Annotated in this window: 6 protein-coding genes, 2 tRNA genes, 5 rRNA genes and 1 pseudogene; 9 read left to right on the forward strand and 5 right to left on the reverse strand. The window is 58.2% G+C overall.

The genetic code is table 11. The features are described from left to right. The first annotated feature begins 108 nt into the window (after positions 1-108). From ACFJIX_RS10465 to rrf (ACFJIX_RS10495), 7 genes are all read left to right on the forward strand, one after another. Positions 109-2,989 (forward strand): 23S ribosomal RNA (locus ACFJIX_RS10465). Positions 2,990-3,166: 177 nt separating this feature from the next. After that, a 5S ribosomal RNA gene (gene rrf, locus ACFJIX_RS10470) occupies positions 3,167-3,279 on the forward strand. 382 nt (positions 3,280-3,661) lie between these two features. Beyond that, positions 3,662-5,190 (forward strand): 16S ribosomal RNA (locus ACFJIX_RS10475). Positions 5,191-5,370: 180 nt separating this feature from the next. Next, a tRNA-Ile gene (locus ACFJIX_RS10480) sits at positions 5,371-5,448 on the forward strand. 19 nt (positions 5,449-5,467) lie between these two features. Beyond that, positions 5,468-5,543 (forward strand) — tRNA-Ala (locus ACFJIX_RS10485). A gap of 302 nt (positions 5,544-5,845) precedes the next feature. Beyond that, positions 5,846-8,725, forward strand: a 23S ribosomal RNA gene (locus ACFJIX_RS10490). 177 nt (positions 8,726-8,902) lie between these two features. Continuing rightward, a 5S ribosomal RNA gene (gene rrf / locus ACFJIX_RS10495) occupies positions 8,903-9,015 on the forward strand. Together the 16S, 23S and 5S rRNA genes with 2 tRNA genes alongside form the textbook arrangement of a ribosomal RNA operon. A 71-nt stretch (positions 9,016-9,086) precedes the next feature. Here the strand turns inward: rrf (ACFJIX_RS10495) and ACFJIX_RS10500 are convergent. Then, positions 9,087-10,032, reverse strand: a pseudogene (locus ACFJIX_RS10500) (MBL fold metallo-hydrolase). A 32-nt stretch (positions 10,033-10,064) separates the two neighbouring features. Beyond that, entirely contained in the window at positions 10,065-11,759 is a 1,695-nt protein-coding gene (locus tag ACFJIX_RS10505; protein WP_377159739.1) for a long-chain-fatty-acid--CoA ligase, read from the reverse strand. A 225-nt stretch (positions 11,760-11,984) separates the two neighbouring features. On the opposite strand from ACFJIX_RS10505, the gene ACFJIX_RS10510 reads away from it, so the two are divergent. Beyond that, entirely contained in the window at positions 11,985-12,929 is a 945-nt protein-coding gene (locus ACFJIX_RS10510; RefSeq protein WP_377159741.1) for an esterase/lipase family protein, read from the forward strand. Positions 12,930-12,941: 12 nt separating this feature from the next. Here the strand turns inward: ACFJIX_RS10510 and hppD are convergent, their stop codons facing one another. Next, the gene (gene hppD / locus ACFJIX_RS10515; RefSeq protein ID WP_377159743.1) at positions 12,942-14,066 is read right to left on the reverse strand and encodes a 4-hydroxyphenylpyruvate dioxygenase; all 1,125 of its coding nucleotides are present in this window, start codon (positions 14,064-14,066) and stop codon (positions 12,942-12,944) included. 137 nt (positions 14,067-14,203) lie between these two features. Between hppD and ACFJIX_RS10520 the strand changes: the two genes are divergently transcribed. After that, on the forward strand, positions 14,204-14,686 hold the full coding sequence (locus tag ACFJIX_RS10520) for an Lrp/AsnC family transcriptional regulator (RefSeq protein WP_088407753.1): 483 nt from the start codon (positions 14,204-14,206) through the stop codon (positions 14,684-14,686). 10 nt (positions 14,687-14,696) lie between these two features. On the opposite strand, the gene ACFJIX_RS10525 is transcribed toward ACFJIX_RS10520, so the two are convergent. Together ACFJIX_RS10525 and ACFJIX_RS10530 are read right to left on the reverse strand one after the other, a co-directional pair. Then, complete coding sequence (locus ACFJIX_RS10525; protein WP_377159745.1) at positions 14,697-15,308, reverse strand: methyltransferase domain-containing protein; 612 nt, start codon at positions 15,306-15,308, stop codon at positions 14,697-14,699. A 61-nt stretch (positions 15,309-15,369) separates the two neighbouring features. Then, entirely contained in the window at positions 15,370-16,299 is a 930-nt protein-coding gene (locus ACFJIX_RS10530) for an HDOD domain-containing protein (protein ID WP_377159747.1), read from the reverse strand. Positions 16,300-16,330 lie beyond the last annotated feature (31 nt).

Below are 16,330 nucleotides of genomic sequence, written 5' to 3' on the forward strand. Positions count from 1 at the left end.
CTCTGAAAAGAGTAGAAATTGAAGAACGGCGAACGCGTGATACTCAAATAAATGCTCAAGTTGTTGAGCATCTGTCCTTGACGACATCTGCGGATGTCAAAGTTATAGGGTCAAGTGACTAAGTGCATGTGGTGGATGCCTTGGCGATTACAGGCGACGAAGGACGTGATAGCCTGCGATAAGCTTCGGGGAGCTGGCAAATAAGCTTTGATCCGGAGATTTCCGAATGGGGAAACCCACCTCGTTTAGAGGTATCGCACACTGAATACATAGGTGTGCGAGGCGAACCGGGTGAACTGAAACATCTCAGTAGCTCGAGGAAAAGACATCAACCGAGATTCCGAAAGTAGTGGCGAGCGAAATCGGAGTAGCCCTCGTGTTTTAGCAGTTGGCATATCAGAACGGAATGGAAAGTCCGGCCATAGCGGGTGATAGCCCCGTATGAGAAATGTCGATTGTGGAACTAGGCACGAATAGAGTAGGGCGGGACACGTGAAATCCTGTCTGAATATGGGGGGACCATCCTCCAAGGCTAAATACTCGTAATCGACCGATAGTGAACAAGTACCGTGAGGGAAAGGCGAAAAGAACCCCGGGAGGGGAGTGAAATAGATCCTGAAACCGCATGCATACAAAAAGTAGGAGCCCGCAAGGGTGACTGCGTACCTTTTGTATAATGGGTCAGCGACTTACATTCAGTGGCGAGGTTAACCGAATAGGGTAGCCGTAGAGAAATCGAGTCCGAATAGGGCGATTTAGTCGCTGGGTGTAGACCCGAAACCAGGTGATCTATCCATGGCCAGGATGAAGGTACCGTAACAGGTGCTGGAGGTCCGAACCGACTAGTGTTGCAAAACTAGCGGATGAGCTGTGGATAGGGGTGAAAGGCTAAACAAACCTGGAGATAGCTGGTTCTCTCCGAAAACTATTTAGGTAGTGCCTCAAGTATTACCTTCGGGGGTAGAGCACTGTTTAGGCTAGGGGGTCATGGCGACTTACCAAACCTATGCAAACTCCGAATACCGAAGAGTACAGCTTGGGAGACAGAGCACCGGGTGCTAACGTCCGGACTCAAGAGGGAAACAACCCAGACCGCCAGCTAAGGTCCCTAAAATTGGCTAAGTGGGAAACGAAGTGGGAAGGCTAAAACAGTCAGGATGTTGGCTTAGAAGCAGCCATCATTTAAAGAAAGCGTAATAGCTCACTGATCGAGTCGTCCTGCGCGGAAGATGTAACGGGGCTAAGCCAGTTACCGAAGCTGCGGATGCACAGTTTACTGTGCGTGGTAGGAGAGCGTTCTGTACGCCTGTGAAGGTGGGTCGTGAGGCCTGCTGGAGGTATCAGAAGTGCGAATGCTGACATGAGTAGCGTTAAAGGGGGTGAAAAGCCCCCTCGCCGAAAGCGCAAGGTTTCCTACGCAACGTTCATCGGCGTAGGGTGAGTCGGCCCCTAAGGCGAGGCAGAGATGCGTAGCTGATGGGAAACAGGTCAATATTCCTGTACCGATCAATAGTGCGATGTGGGGACGGAGAAGGTTAGCTCAGCCGGGTGTTGGATGTCCCGGTTCAAGCCTGTAGTCGTGCCTGGTAGGCAAATCCGCCGGGCTTAGATGAGGGGTGATAACGAGTCTGCTTGCAGACGAAGTGAGTGATACCCTGCTTCCAGGAAAAGCCACTAAGCTTCAGCTATTGACGACCGTACCGCAAACCGACACTGGTGCGCGAGATGAGTATTCTAAGGCGCTTGAGAGAACTCTGGAGAAGGAACTCGGCAAATTGACACCGTAACTTCGGAAGAAGGTGTGCCTTTAGTAGGTGATCCATTTACTTGGTTAGCCCAATGAGGCCGCAGAGAATCGGTGGCTGCAACTGTTTATTAAAAACACAGCACTCTGCAAAGACGAAAGTCGACGTATAGGGTGTGACTCCTGCCCGGTGCTGGAAGATTAAATGATGGGGTGCAAGCTCTTGACTGAAGTCCCAGTAAACGGCGGCCGTAACTATAACGGTCCTAAGGTAGCGAAATTCCTTGTCGGGTAAGTTCCGACCTGCACGAATGGAGTAATGATGGCCACACTGTCTCCTCCAGAGACTCAGCGAAGTTGAAATGTTTGTGATGATGCAATCTCCCCGCGGAAAGACGGAAAGACCCCATGAACCTTTACTGTAGCTTTACATTGGACTTTGAACAGATCTGTGTAGGATAGGTGGGAGGCTTTGAAACCTGGTCGCTAGATCAGGTGGAGCCAACGTTGAAATACCACCCTGGTGTGTTTGAGGTTCTAACCTTGGCCCGTTATCCGGGTTGGGGACAGTGTATGGTGGGCAGTTTGACTGGGGCGGTCTCCTCCCAAAGTGTAACGGAGGAGTTCGAAGGTACGCTAAATACGGTCGGAAATCGTGTTGATAGTGCATTGGCATAAGCGTGCTTGACTGCGAGACTGACAAGTCGAGCAGGTACGAAAGTAGGACAAAGTGATCCGGTGGTTCTGTATGGAAGGGCCATCGCTCAACGGATAAAAGGTACTCTGGGGATAACAGGCTGATACCGCCCAAGAGTTCATATCGACGGCGGTGTTTGGCACCTCGATGTCGGCTCATCTCATCCTGGGGCTGTAGCCGGTCCCAAGGGTATGGCTGTTCGCCATTTAAAGAGGTACGTGAGCTGGGTTTAAAACGTCGTGAGACAGTTTGGTCCCTATCTTCCGTGGGCGCTGCAAGATTGAGAGAGCCTGCTCCTAGTACGAGAGGACCGGAGTGGACGCACCTCTGGTGTATCGGTTGTCACGCCAGTGGCATCGCCGAGTAGCTAAGTGCGGAAGAGATAACCGCTGAAAGCATCTAAGCGGGAAACTCGTCTCAAGATGAGTCTTGCCGGGGCCTAGAGCCCCCTGAAGGGTCGTTCAAGACCAGGACGTTGATAGGCTGGGTGTGGAAGCGCAGTAATGCGTTAAGCTAACCAGTACTAATTGCCCGTGAGGCTTGACCCTATAACTTTGACACTCAAAACGTCAAGGTGAGTGGTCACGCAGATCGACGCGCATCCCGCTCATGCTGGGAATGCCCGATCAAAACCGTTCTTCAAACCTGAAGACGCAATCAAACCAAGCTGATTTGACTCTACCGAATTGGGCCTGCTGAGTTCCTCAGCAAGCCAACCAGTCAAGCCTGATGACCATAGCGAGTCGGTCCCACCCCTTCCCATCCCGAACAGGACCGTGAAACGACTCAGCGCCGATGATAGTGCGGATTCCCGTGTGAAAGTAGGTCATCGTCAGGCTAATATCCGGAGACGCCCGGTCGGATGACCGGGCGTTCCTTTCTCTGCTTGCAGAGATCAGCGCTTCGCGGAGCGTTGATCTCTGGAGCTGAGGCGGTGTCGATCAGATCATGAGAATGATCGTGAAAGACGCTTGACAAGTTCAAACGAACTCGTTTATAGTCTCATCTCTGCGCTGCTGACGACAAATCAGCGGTGCGACGAAGCAAGGCGGAAAGCCTGAGGCGAAAGCTGCTTCGATGTTCTTTAAGAATTTACAGCCGATAAGCGTGGGCGTCTGGACGAGCGACCTGAGAAGGTTAAATCGCTAGATGCTCACGGAAGATATGAATGAAGCTATGAAAGTAGTCTTTGTTCGATTCCGTTGAGTTTATTCAAGATCGAACTGTAGAGTTTGATCCTGGCTCAGATTGAACGCTGGCGGCATGCCTTACACATGCAAGTCGAACGGTAACGCGGGGCAACCTGGCGACGAGTGGCGAACGGGTGAGTAATATATCGGAACGTGCCCAGTTGTGGGGGATAACTGCTCGAAAGAGCAGCTAATACCGCATACGACCTGAGGGTGAAAGCGGGGGATCGCAAGACCTCGCGCAATTGGAGCGGCCGATATCAGATTAGGTAGTTGGTGGGGTAAAGGCCTACCAAGCCGACGATCTGTAGCTGGTCTGAGAGGACGACCAGCCACACTGGGACTGAGACACGGCCCAGACTCCTACGGGAGGCAGCAGTGGGGAATTTTGGACAATGGGGGCAACCCTGATCCAGCCATGCCGCGTGCGGGAAGAAGGCCTTCGGGTTGTAAACCGCTTTTGTCAGGGAAGAAAAGACTCCTACTAATACTGGGGGTTCATGACGGTACCTGAAGAATAAGCACCGGCTAACTACGTGCCAGCAGCCGCGGTAATACGTAGGGTGCAAGCGTTAATCGGAATTACTGGGCGTAAAGCGTGCGCAGGCGGTTATGCAAGACAGATGTGAAATACCCGGGCTCAACCTGGGAACTGCATTTGTGACTGCATGGCTAGAGTACGGTAGAGGGGGATGGAATTCCGCGTGTAGCAGTGAAATGCGTAGATATGCGGAGGAACACCGATGGCGAAGGCAATCCCCTGGACCTGTACTGACGCTCATGCACGAAAGCGTGGGGAGCAAACAGGATTAGATACCCTGGTAGTCCACGCCCTAAACGATGTCAACTGGTTGTTGGGAGGGTTTCTTCTCAGTAACGTAGCTAACGCGTGAAGTTGACCGCCTGGGGAGTACGGCCGCAAGGTTGAAACTCAAAGGAATTGACGGGGACCCGCACAAGCGGTGGATGATGTGGTTTAATTCGATGCAACGCGAAAAACCTTACCTACCCTTGACATGCCAGGAATCCTGCAGAGATGTGGGAGTGCTCGAAAGAGAACCTGGACACAGGTGCTGCATGGCCGTCGTCAGCTCGTGTCGTGAGATGTTGGGTTAAGTCCCGCAACGAGCGCAACCCTTGTCATTAGTTGCTACGAAAGGGCACTCTAATGAGACTGCCGGTGACAAACCGGAGGAAGGTGGGGATGACGTCAGGTCATCATGGCCCTTATGGGTAGGGCTACACACGTCATACAATGGCCGGGACAGAGGGCTGCCAACCCGCGAGGGGGAGCTAATCCCAGAAACCCGGTCGTAGTCCGGATCGCAGTCTGCAACTCGACTGCGTGAAGTCGGAATCGCTAGTAATCGCGGATCAGCTTGCCGCGGTGAATACGTTCCCGGGTCTTGTACACACCGCCCGTCACACCATGGGAGCGGGTTCTGCCAGAAGTAGTTAGCCTAACCGCAAGGGGGGCGATTACCACGGCAGGGTTCGTGACTGGGGTGAAGTCGTAACAAGGTAGCCGTATCGGAAGGTGCGGCTGGATCACCTCCTTTCTAGAGAATGATGAGACCGTCGGGTTGCCTAGGCAGCTCGGGAGAGTCGAGTCGAAAAATGCGAGTTCAGCGCGCCCACACTTATCGGCTGTAGACACACAACAGTGAGTGAGAAAACGCGTGAGCCTGGCGAGCTGGCCTTGCCGGTTGGCGCGATACAGGAGCACGCATGAAACGCGTGGGTCTGTAGCTCAGTCGGTTAGAGCACCGTCTTGATAAGGCGGGGGGTCGCTGGTTCGAATCCAGCCAGACCCACCACGAGGATCGTCAAGATCTTGGGGGATTAGCTCAGCTGGGAGAGCACCTGCTTTGCAAGCAGGGGGTCGTCGGTTCGATCCCGTCATCCTCCACCAATCACTTCACAAGGGTGGCAAACCACAGCGTCAAGCATGACGTTGTGGTTTGCCAGTCTCGACTTTTTAGTCGGCTGTTGTTCTTTAACAATTCGTAGAGTCGAATCAGCGTTGCTGGCGGAAAGCTTGGCACTCGTAAAGGGGTGACCGGCACCGTGCCGCCAGCGACATTTGATTGCGTCAACAAACTTCAACTCTGAAAAGAGTAGAAATTGAAGAACGGCGAACGCGTGATACTCAAATAAATGCTCAAGTTGTTGAGCATCTGTCCTTGACGACATCTGCGGATGTCAAAGTTATAGGGTCAAGTGACTAAGTGCATGTGGTGGATGCCTTGGCGATTACAGGCGACGAAGGACGTGATAGCCTGCGATAAGCTTCGGGGAGCTGGCAAATAAGCTTTGATCCGGAGATTTCCGAATGGGGAAACCCACCTCGTTTAGAGGTATCGCACACTGAATACATAGGTGTGCGAGGCGAACCGGGTGAACTGAAACATCTCAGTAGCTCGAGGAAAAGACATCAACCGAGATTCCGAAAGTAGTGGCGAGCGAAATCGGAGTAGCCCTCGTGTTTTAGCAGTTGGCATATCAGAACGGAATGGAAAGTCCGGCCATAGCGGGTGATAGCCCCGTATGAGAAATGTCGATTGTGGAACTAGGCACGAATAGAGTAGGGCGGGACACGTGAAATCCTGTCTGAATATGGGGGGACCATCCTCCAAGGCTAAATACTCGTAATCGACCGATAGTGAACAAGTACCGTGAGGGAAAGGCGAAAAGAACCCCGGGAGGGGAGTGAAATAGATCCTGAAACCGCATGCATACAAAAAGTAGGAGCCCGCAAGGGTGACTGCGTACCTTTTGTATAATGGGTCAGCGACTTACATTCAGTGGCGAGGTTAACCGAATAGGGTAGCCGTAGAGAAATCGAGTCCGAATAGGGCGATTTAGTCGCTGGGTGTAGACCCGAAACCAGGTGATCTATCCATGGCCAGGATGAAGGTACCGTAACAGGTGCTGGAGGTCCGAACCGACTAGTGTTGCAAAACTAGCGGATGAGCTGTGGATAGGGGTGAAAGGCTAAACAAACCTGGAGATAGCTGGTTCTCTCCGAAAACTATTTAGGTAGTGCCTCAAGTATTACCTTCGGGGGTAGAGCACTGTTTAGGCTAGGGGGTCATGGCGACTTACCAAACCTATGCAAACTCCGAATACCGAAGAGTACAGCTTGGGAGACAGAGCACCGGGTGCTAACGTCCGGACTCAAGAGGGAAACAACCCAGACCGCCAGCTAAGGTCCCTAAAATTGGCTAAGTGGGAAACGAAGTGGGAAGGCTAAAACAGTCAGGATGTTGGCTTAGAAGCAGCCATCATTTAAAGAAAGCGTAATAGCTCACTGATCGAGTCGTCCTGCGCGGAAGATGTAACGGGGCTAAGCCAGTTACCGAAGCTGCGGATGCACAGTTTACTGTGCGTGGTAGGAGAGCGTTCTGTACGCCTGTGAAGGTGGGTCGTGAGGCCTGCTGGAGGTATCAGAAGTGCGAATGCTGACATGAGTAGCGTTAAAGGGGGTGAAAAGCCCCCTCGCCGAAAGCGCAAGGTTTCCTACGCAACGTTCATCGGCGTAGGGTGAGTCGGCCCCTAAGGCGAGGCAGAGATGCGTAGCTGATGGGAAACAGGTCAATATTCCTGTACCGATCAATAGTGCGATGTGGGGACGGAGAAGGTTAGCTCAGCCGGGTGTTGGATGTCCCGGTTCAAGCCTGTAGTCGTGCCTGGTAGGCAAATCCGCCGGGCTTAGATGAGGGGTGATAACGAGTCTGCTTGCAGACGAAGTGAGTGATACCCTGCTTCCAGGAAAAGCCACTAAGCTTCAGCTATTGACGACCGTACCGCAAACCGACACTGGTGCGCGAGATGAGTATTCTAAGGCGCTTGAGAGAACTCTGGAGAAGGAACTCGGCAAATTGACACCGTAACTTCGGAAGAAGGTGTGCCTTTAGTAGGTGATCCATTTACTTGGTTAGCCCAATGAGGCCGCAGAGAATCGGTGGCTGCAACTGTTTATTAAAAACACAGCACTCTGCAAAGACGAAAGTCGACGTATAGGGTGTGACTCCTGCCCGGTGCTGGAAGATTAAATGATGGGGTGCAAGCTCTTGACTGAAGTCCCAGTAAACGGCGGCCGTAACTATAACGGTCCTAAGGTAGCGAAATTCCTTGTCGGGTAAGTTCCGACCTGCACGAATGGAGTAATGATGGCCACACTGTCTCCTCCAGAGACTCAGCGAAGTTGAAATGTTTGTGATGATGCAATCTCCCCGCGGAAAGACGGAAAGACCCCATGAACCTTTACTGTAGCTTTACATTGGACTTTGAACAGATCTGTGTAGGATAGGTGGGAGGCTTTGAAACCTGGTCGCTAGATCAGGTGGAGCCAACGTTGAAATACCACCCTGGTGTGTTTGAGGTTCTAACCTTGGCCCGTTATCCGGGTTGGGGACAGTGTATGGTGGGCAGTTTGACTGGGGCGGTCTCCTCCCAAAGTGTAACGGAGGAGTTCGAAGGTACGCTAAATACGGTCGGAAATCGTGTTGATAGTGCATTGGCATAAGCGTGCTTGACTGCGAGACTGACAAGTCGAGCAGGTACGAAAGTAGGACAAAGTGATCCGGTGGTTCTGTATGGAAGGGCCATCGCTCAACGGATAAAAGGTACTCTGGGGATAACAGGCTGATACCGCCCAAGAGTTCATATCGACGGCGGTGTTTGGCACCTCGATGTCGGCTCATCTCATCCTGGGGCTGTAGCCGGTCCCAAGGGTATGGCTGTTCGCCATTTAAAGAGGTACGTGAGCTGGGTTTAAAACGTCGTGAGACAGTTTGGTCCCTATCTTCCGTGGGCGCTGCAAGATTGAGAGAGCCTGCTCCTAGTACGAGAGGACCGGAGTGGACGCACCTCTGGTGTATCGGTTGTCACGCCAGTGGCATCGCCGAGTAGCTAAGTGCGGAAGAGATAACCGCTGAAAGCATCTAAGCGGGAAACTCGTCTCAAGATGAGTCTTGCCGGGGCCTAGAGCCCCCTGAAGGGTCGTTCAAGACCAGGACGTTGATAGGCTGGGTGTGGAAGCGCAGTAATGCGTTAGCTAACCAGTACTAATTGCCCGTGAGGCTTGACCCTATAACTTTGACACTCAAAACGTCAAGGTGAGTGGTCACGCAGATCGACGCGCATCCCGCTCATGCTGGGAATGCCCGATCAAAACCGTTCTTCAAACCTGAAGACGCAATCAAACCAAGCTGATTTGACTCTACCGAATTGGGCCTGCTGAGTTCCTCAGCAAGCCAACCAGTCAAGCCTGATGACCATAGCGAGTCGGTCCCACCCCTTCCCATCCCGAACAGGACCGTGAAACGACTCAGCGCCGATGATAGTGCGGATTCCCGTGTGAAAGTAGGTCATCGTCAGGCTAATACCCCGCCAAACCCCTCGATCAGCCATGGTCGAGGGGTTTTGCCTTTTCCGGAAGCAATTTCCGACTTCAACCGCTCGCAGCTGAGATTGTTCGAATTGGCGTCGAGTCCTGTTGCAAGGCGCCGCCAAGTACGAGGTTCTGCACCAACTCCGCTGCCCAACCATGTAGCGGATCCGAGTCAAAGAACCGTCTCCAGGTCTGGACCAGGATAGGGGTGCTCGTCAGCCACTCGACCAAGTCCTCCGTTGGGCAGGCTTGAGCTTCGAGCATGTGGAAGACCGTCAGTGCCTTAGCCGCATGCATGGCGTGTTTTCGAGGCTCGCGCTGGAAATACTCGAGTCTTCCGCGTGCAGAGCTCAGGGCGGCTTGTGCATCTTTAAATGGCGAGCCATGACCCGGGATAACGATTCGAGGGTCGAGCGATTCGATGAGGTCTAGCGTCGCGCCCACGTGCGCGAACGCGTGTTCGCCGTCGAGCTCCGGAAACACAATGCCGAAACCCCGTTCCCACAACGCGTCAGCCGAGATCAGTGTCCGGTTCTCTGGCTCAAAAAGGATCACCGAGTGAGGATCATGGCCTGGTGCCGAATGAATCTGCCATTCGTGCCCACCTTGGTACAAGGCTTCGCCGGGAATCAGCTTGCCCGTGGGGCTGAACTGTTCACAGTATTGGCCAGTGGCGCGAAAACTGAGTGCGGCCTCGTCCCAGGCCAAGATCGCCGAGAATTCGCCCGGGGGGATCAAAAACTGGGCAACGATACCTCGCCGAGAGGGCCGCGTTTCCACCGCAATGATCCGAGTGCAAGTGACTATTGGCGATTAGCCGGAGCTTTTCACCCGGCCGGAGTGATTCCGCGATCAGTGCGAGCGTTTGTTCACGATGGGATGAGTACCCGGTATCTACCAAGACCGCACCTTCCTCACGTGTCGCGCCATGAAGCAGGATGTTGTTGGAGGAAAGCCATCCGCGCTCCAGCACTGTCATGCCGGCAGGAAGGTTCAGGTGGCCCATCGCCCCGCGTCTCGCCAAGTCCAATCGAACTGCTACTGGCGCAACTCGCGCCGGAGGATCTTGCCGACATTCGTCTTGGGCAGCTCATCGCGGAACTCGATGTACTTCGGACGTTTGTAGCCGGTCAGTTGCTTATGGCAGTAGGCGGACAAGTCCTCTTCCGCGAGCGCCGAATCCTTCTTGATGACGAAAAGCTTCACCGCCTCACCTGAATGCTGATCGGGAACTCCGATCGCAGCGCATTCCATGACGCCGGGATGCAGATTGACCACCTGTTCAATCTCGGTGGGATATACGTTGAACCCGCTGACAAGGATCATGTCCTTCTTGCGATCTACGATGCGCGTGAAGCCTTCGGCGTCCATGACGCCGATGTCGCCGGTCTTGAAGAATCCGTCCTGGCCGATTGCCTGTGCGGTGTCGTCCGGGCGATTCCAGTAACCGGCCATGACTTGAGGCCCGCGGATGCAGATCTCTCCGCGCTGCCCCAATGGCACGTCATTCCCGTCGTCGTCGCGGATGGCAATCTCGGTATTGGGAACAGGCAGCCCGATCGAGCCGTTGAACTGATCCAGGTCGAGGCGGTTGACCGTCGCGACAGGAGACGTCTCCGAGAGACCATAACCTTCGACGACAGGACAGCCGGTGATGCGAGCCCATTTCTCCGCCGTGGCCTGCTGCACTGCCATGCCACCGCCGTTCGAGATCACCAGTTCGCTGAAGTCCAGCTTGGCGAAGGCGGGGTCGTTCGCCAAGGCGTTGAACAGCGTATTGACCGCGGGGAACATGTTCACGCGGTAGTTGCGAAGCGTGGCGATCAGCCCTGGAATGTCGCGCGGATTGGGAATCAGCAGATTCATGATCCCCATCCGCGCGCCCAGCATGTAGCACGCCGTCAGCGCGAAGATGTGATACAGCGGCAGCGCGCAGACGATGGTCAGCGGCTTGTCGCCCAGCTTGTTGAGCATCGGCGCGAACCACGCCTCGCTCTGCAGGATGTTGGCCACGACATTTCGATGCAGCAGCGTCGCCCCCTTGGACAGGCCGGTCGTGCCGCCGGTGTACTGCAGGAACGCGGGATCCTCGGCGCCCACCTGCACCGGCCTCAGCGGCTGGCCTGCGCCTTCCGCAAGCGCCTTGTTGAAGCGCGTGACGCTACGGCCGCCGGTCAATGGCAGGCGGAATTCCGGCACCATCTTCTTGACATGTCGAACCGCGAAGTTGATCAGTGGCCCGCGCCACCAACCGAGCATGTCGCCCAAGCCGGTGAGCACCACGTGCTTCACCTGCGTTCGGTCGATGACCTCCGACAACGTCTTGGCAAAGTTCTCGAGGACGATGATCGCCTCGGCGCCGGAGTCTTTCAGCTGATGCTCGAGCTCGCGAGGCGTGTACAACGGATTGACGTTCACGACGACGTAGCCTGCGCGCAGGATCGCGGCGATCGTCACCATGTACTGCAGCACGTTCGGCATCATGATGGCGACGCGAGCACCCCGCGCCAGACCGCGGTGCTGCAACCAGGCGCCCAATGCGGTCGAGAGCTCATCGACCTGCGCGAAGGTCAGGCGCTGATCCATGCAGGCGGCCGCATCGCGGCGCGCGTGCTTGCGGAAGGCCTCCTCCAGCAGGGCTACCAGCGAGGGATAGACATCGACGGGGATCTCGGCAGGAACGCCTGGCGGATAGTTCTTGAGCCAAGGCTTGTCGGTGTGGGTTGCGGTCATGTCTCCTCGTCGCGTTCTTGATGTTGGGGAGGGGGCTGGCCCCCGAGGAACTGCCGATGCTGGCGGCTGACGCGGTCTCGTCGTAGCGGGGATGCCCTAGGCCGACGCGTCACGTGAGGGACAACGTGGGTGATCCGAGGGGCGGTGCACGCCGCCGCAGAATTTTCCGAACTCCCGGCGACGCCGAACCCACCTCTACACTCAATGCTTTGCCCGGGAGCCCGGATGAACGGCAGGCTGCAGCGCCTCACTTCCCTGTTTCGCTGGATCGTCGGACCGCTGCTGTCCGCGTGGGCGGCCGTTCTCTGGACGCCATGGATCGGTCTTTCCGTCCTCGCGCTGTTCGTGCTGGGGCCCCCTTTGACGATGCTGCCGCAGTTCCTGGTTCTGCGCGTCATACCGCCGGCGCCGGGGCTCCCGACCGCGCCGCTCGGCGACCTGCTGCACGCATGGTGGCGCGAAGTCGTCGTGGTGACCAAGGTGTTCAGCTGGCAGCAACCGTGGGCAGAGCACCAGGAGCCCGACTTCATCCCCGACGCCGCGCAGGGACGAGGGCAGCGCGGCGTCGTGCTCCTGCACGGCTATGGCTGCAATCGCGGCTTGTGGAACGGATGGATGAAGGCGCTGCGCAAGCGCGGCATTCCCTTCGTCGCCATCACCCAGGAGCCGGCATTTGGCTCGATCGATCGTTACGCGCCTCAGATCGACGCGGCTATGCACGCGCTGCAGGCGTGCACGGGGCAGGCGCCGTTGATCGTCGCGCACAGCATGGGCGGATTGAGCGCTCGCGCCTGGTGGCGCAGCCAGGGCCACGCCTTTGACCGCATCCATCGCATCCTGACGCTGGGCACCCCGCATCACGGCACGCTGCTGGCGAAACTCGGGACCACCGAAAACGCCCGCCAGATGCGCGGCGATTCGGAATGGCTGAATCAGATGGCGCGCGAGGAGCCTGCACAGCTGGCAGGTCATTTCGATTGCCTCTACGGGCACTGCGACCAGATCGTGTTCCCGGCGGAAACCGCCATCCTGCCCGGCGCCCGCGTCCTGCACCTCCCGGCGCGGGGACATCTGCAACTGGTGTTCGAGCCGCAGGCCTTCGAACGGGCGATGCAGTTGCTCGAAGCGCCCGCCCAGCGTGCACCCGAAAGGGCGAGCCGGGCGGGCTGAGTCAGGCAAAGATCAGGCGTCGGCCTTGAGCACGCCGCGGCGGATCTGGTCGAGCTCGATGCTTTCGAACAGCGCCTTGAAGTTGCCCTCGCCGAAGCCTTCGTTGCCCTTGCGCTGAATGATCTCGAAGAAGATCGGGCCGATCACCTCCTTGGTGAAGATCTGCAGCAGCAACTCGTGCGGCGCGCCCTGATGCGCGGCGCCATCGATCAGGATGCGCAGGCGGCGCAACTCGTCGAGGTTTTCGCCGTGCTCGGGCAGGCGCTTCGACACCAGGTCGTAGTAGGTCTCGATCGTGTCCTGGAAGACCACGCCGGTCCCCCGCATGCCTTCGATGCTGCTGTAGATGTCGTCGGTGCCCAGTGCCACGTGCTGGATGCCTTCGCCGTGATACAGGTCCAGGTATTCCGCGATCTGGCTCTTGTCGTCGCTGCTCTCGTTGATCGGGATGCGGATCTTGCCGCAAGGGCTGGTCATCGCCTTGGACTTCAGGCCGGTCAGCTTGCCCTCGATGTCGAAATAGCGGACCTCGCGGAAGTTGAACAGTCGCTCGTAGAACTCAGCCCATTCCTTCATGCGTCCGCGGAAGACGTTGTGGGTCAGGTGATCGATGTAGGTCAGGCCATGCCCCTTGGGCGTCGACTGCACCGCCTTGCCTTCCGCGTCCAGCAGCGGAACGAAGTCGACGTCGTAGATGCTGATGTTGCCGATCTCGCCGGCGGCCGCGCCGTTCTTGCCTTGCCAGCGGTCGACGAAGTAGATCAGCGAGTCGCCGATGCCCTTGATCGCCGGGATGTTCAGTTCCATCGGGCCGGCCTTGTTGTCGAAGCCCCAGGCGCCCAGTTCCAGCGCGCGGCGGTATGCGGAGGCGGCGTCCTTGACGCGGAACGCGATCGCGCAGATCGACGGTCCGTGCAGGCGCGCGAAGCGCTGTGCGAAGGCGTCCTGCTCGGCGTTAATGATGAAGTTCACATCGCCCTGGCGATACAGCGTCACGTTCTTGTGGCGGTGGCGCGCGACGGCGACGAAGCCCATCGAGGTGAACAGCGCGCCGAGCGCGGCGGGATCGGGCGCGGCGAATTCGATGAACTCGAAGCCGTCGGTGCCCATCGGGTTGTCCCAGGGGGTGAATGCCATGTTTGTCTCCAATACCCGGTCAAGGGGATCTGGTCAGAAATGCGATGGCGTCACTGTAGAAGGTGGGGGGCGCAGGAATTCTGCGATCCACGTCGTCCTCGCGGGGTGAGGCGCAGGAATCCTGCAAGAATCCCGACATGGACAAGCAGATCGAGCTCGATGCGATCGACCGACGCATCCTCCACGCCCTCCAGGCGGATGGCCGCATGACCTACGACGCGCTGGCGGCGCAGGTCAACCTGTCGTCGTCCGCGGTGCTGCGGCGGGTCCGGAGGCTGGAAGAGGGCGGCGTGATCACCGCCTACGTGGCGCTGGTGAATCCGGAGCGGGTGGGGCTGGGGCTGACGGCCTACATCAACGTCCGACTGGAGAAGCACACGGAGAGCCACAAGCGCACGCCGATGGACCTCTTCCGCGCCGCGGTCCAGACCTGGCCCGAAGTGGTGGAGTGCGCCGCCCTGACGGGGGAGATGGATTACCTGCTGCGTGTGCTTGTCGAGGACATGAGCCACTACGCGCGCTTCATCAGCGACACCCTGTTGCGTCATCCCAGCGTGCAGGACTGCAAGACGAGCTTCGTGCTGGACCGGTTGAAGAACACGACGGCCTTGCCGGTGTGAGTCGGAGCCGTCAGCGGCGTTCCAGCACCACCGCCAGTTCGAACCACCCCCGCTCGTGGGGGCGTTGCAGGTAGGGCGGCGCGGGCCACTTCCAAAGCGAGAGCGGGAACAGGGCCCTCACCGCGTTGATGTCGCAGTGGTACGGCGGGCCGACGACCTGGCCGAGCTCGGACTCCTCGCGCCGCGCTTGCATGAACAGGCCCAGCAGCCGCCCTCCCGGCTTGAGCCAGCGCTGCAACTGCTCGGCGTAGGTCGTCCATTGATCGGGGTGCAGGGCGCAGAGGCAGGTCTGCTCGTAGACCAGGTCGAGCGGCTGATCCGGACGCCAGGCCAGCACGTCCGCCTGTTCGACCCGGCCCGGCAGGTGCGCTTCCTTGAGCTTGGCGCGCGCGCACTCGACGGCCGCCGGTGTGTAGTCCAGGCCGGTCACGTCGAGCCCCGCCTGCGCCAGCACGGCCAGTTCGTGGCCGCGGCCGCAGCCTGGCACCACGATGCGCTGGCCCTTGCCGAGCAGACCTTCGCCCATCCAGGCCGCCAGTTGCGGATGCGCGCTGCCGCGGTCCCAGCCGGTCTGACCGGTCTCGAACCGCTGTTGCCAGAACGCTTGATCGGGGCCGGCCATGTTGTCTCCTCGCGCGGTGTCCGCGTTCCTGCGAAGCGGACAGCGTAACCGGGCGCGGGGGTCAGATGACGCCGTCGACCTCGTGGACGAGTTTCAGCGTATGGGCGGGAGAGAGGCTCATCAGCTGGCCGATCTCGATGAGATCGTCCGGCACGGCCGGGTTCTCCCAGCTCTGCGCGGTGTGTCGCGCCAGGCGGACCGCCAGCATCACGCTGCGGACCTGCGGGTCGTGGACCTTCTTGTCGTCGACGATGTGGGCGAGCAGCTCCGGCAGCCGCCAGGTGCGCATCAAGGCCTGTTCCAGATCGCCGAGTTCCACGTTGAGCACCGCGCGCTGCGCCGCGACGCTGCGCAGCGTCGGGTCGGCCTCCTGACGGCGCCGGATCTCGAGCGCGAGGTCCGGCGCCTCGCACCACAGCAGCATCTCGGAGAAGTCGTGGAGCAGCGCGGCGCTGTGGATGACGGCGGCGTCGGGATCGGCGCGGTGGGCGGCGAATCCCAATGCGAAGCGGGCCGCGCGCTCGGCGCGGTGCAGCACGCGCTGCACGCCGGCCAGCGCGTCCGGTCGGTCTGCCAGACGCTGCTCGACCGTCGGCTGCTCGCCGAAGGCCTTGAAGAAGGGGGTGATGCCCATCAACACCAGCGCGGCCGTGACCGTCTCGGTGTCGGTCAGCAGCCGGCTGGAGCGCTGCGACGCGGCATGCGCCAGCAGCTTGAGCGTCATCAGCGGGTCCTTGCTCAGGAACTCGCCGAGCAGGTGCGCGTCGACCGCGTCTTCATTCGCGCGCCAGAGCTCCAGTTGCTCGGCCGTGCTGGCCAGCACCGGGATCTCCATGTCGCGAAAGCGGGCCGTCCACGCCGCCAGATCCGGCAAGGGCCGGGTCAGCGGCTGGAACGGCGGCCGCGGCGCCGGAGGCGGCGAGGGAATCGGCGGATTCCCCGGCGCGCTCCCGGACGGGGCAGACGCAGCGGGCGGAGCGCTCTGGGTCATGAAGCGGGGTCGTCGCGTGGGCGGCGATGCA

Origin of the sequence: Roseateles sp. UC29_93, from assembly GCF_042695725.1 — a bacterium.
GTDB classification, from domain to species: domain Bacteria; phylum Pseudomonadota; class Gammaproteobacteria; order Burkholderiales; family Burkholderiaceae_C; genus Roseateles; species Roseateles noduli_A.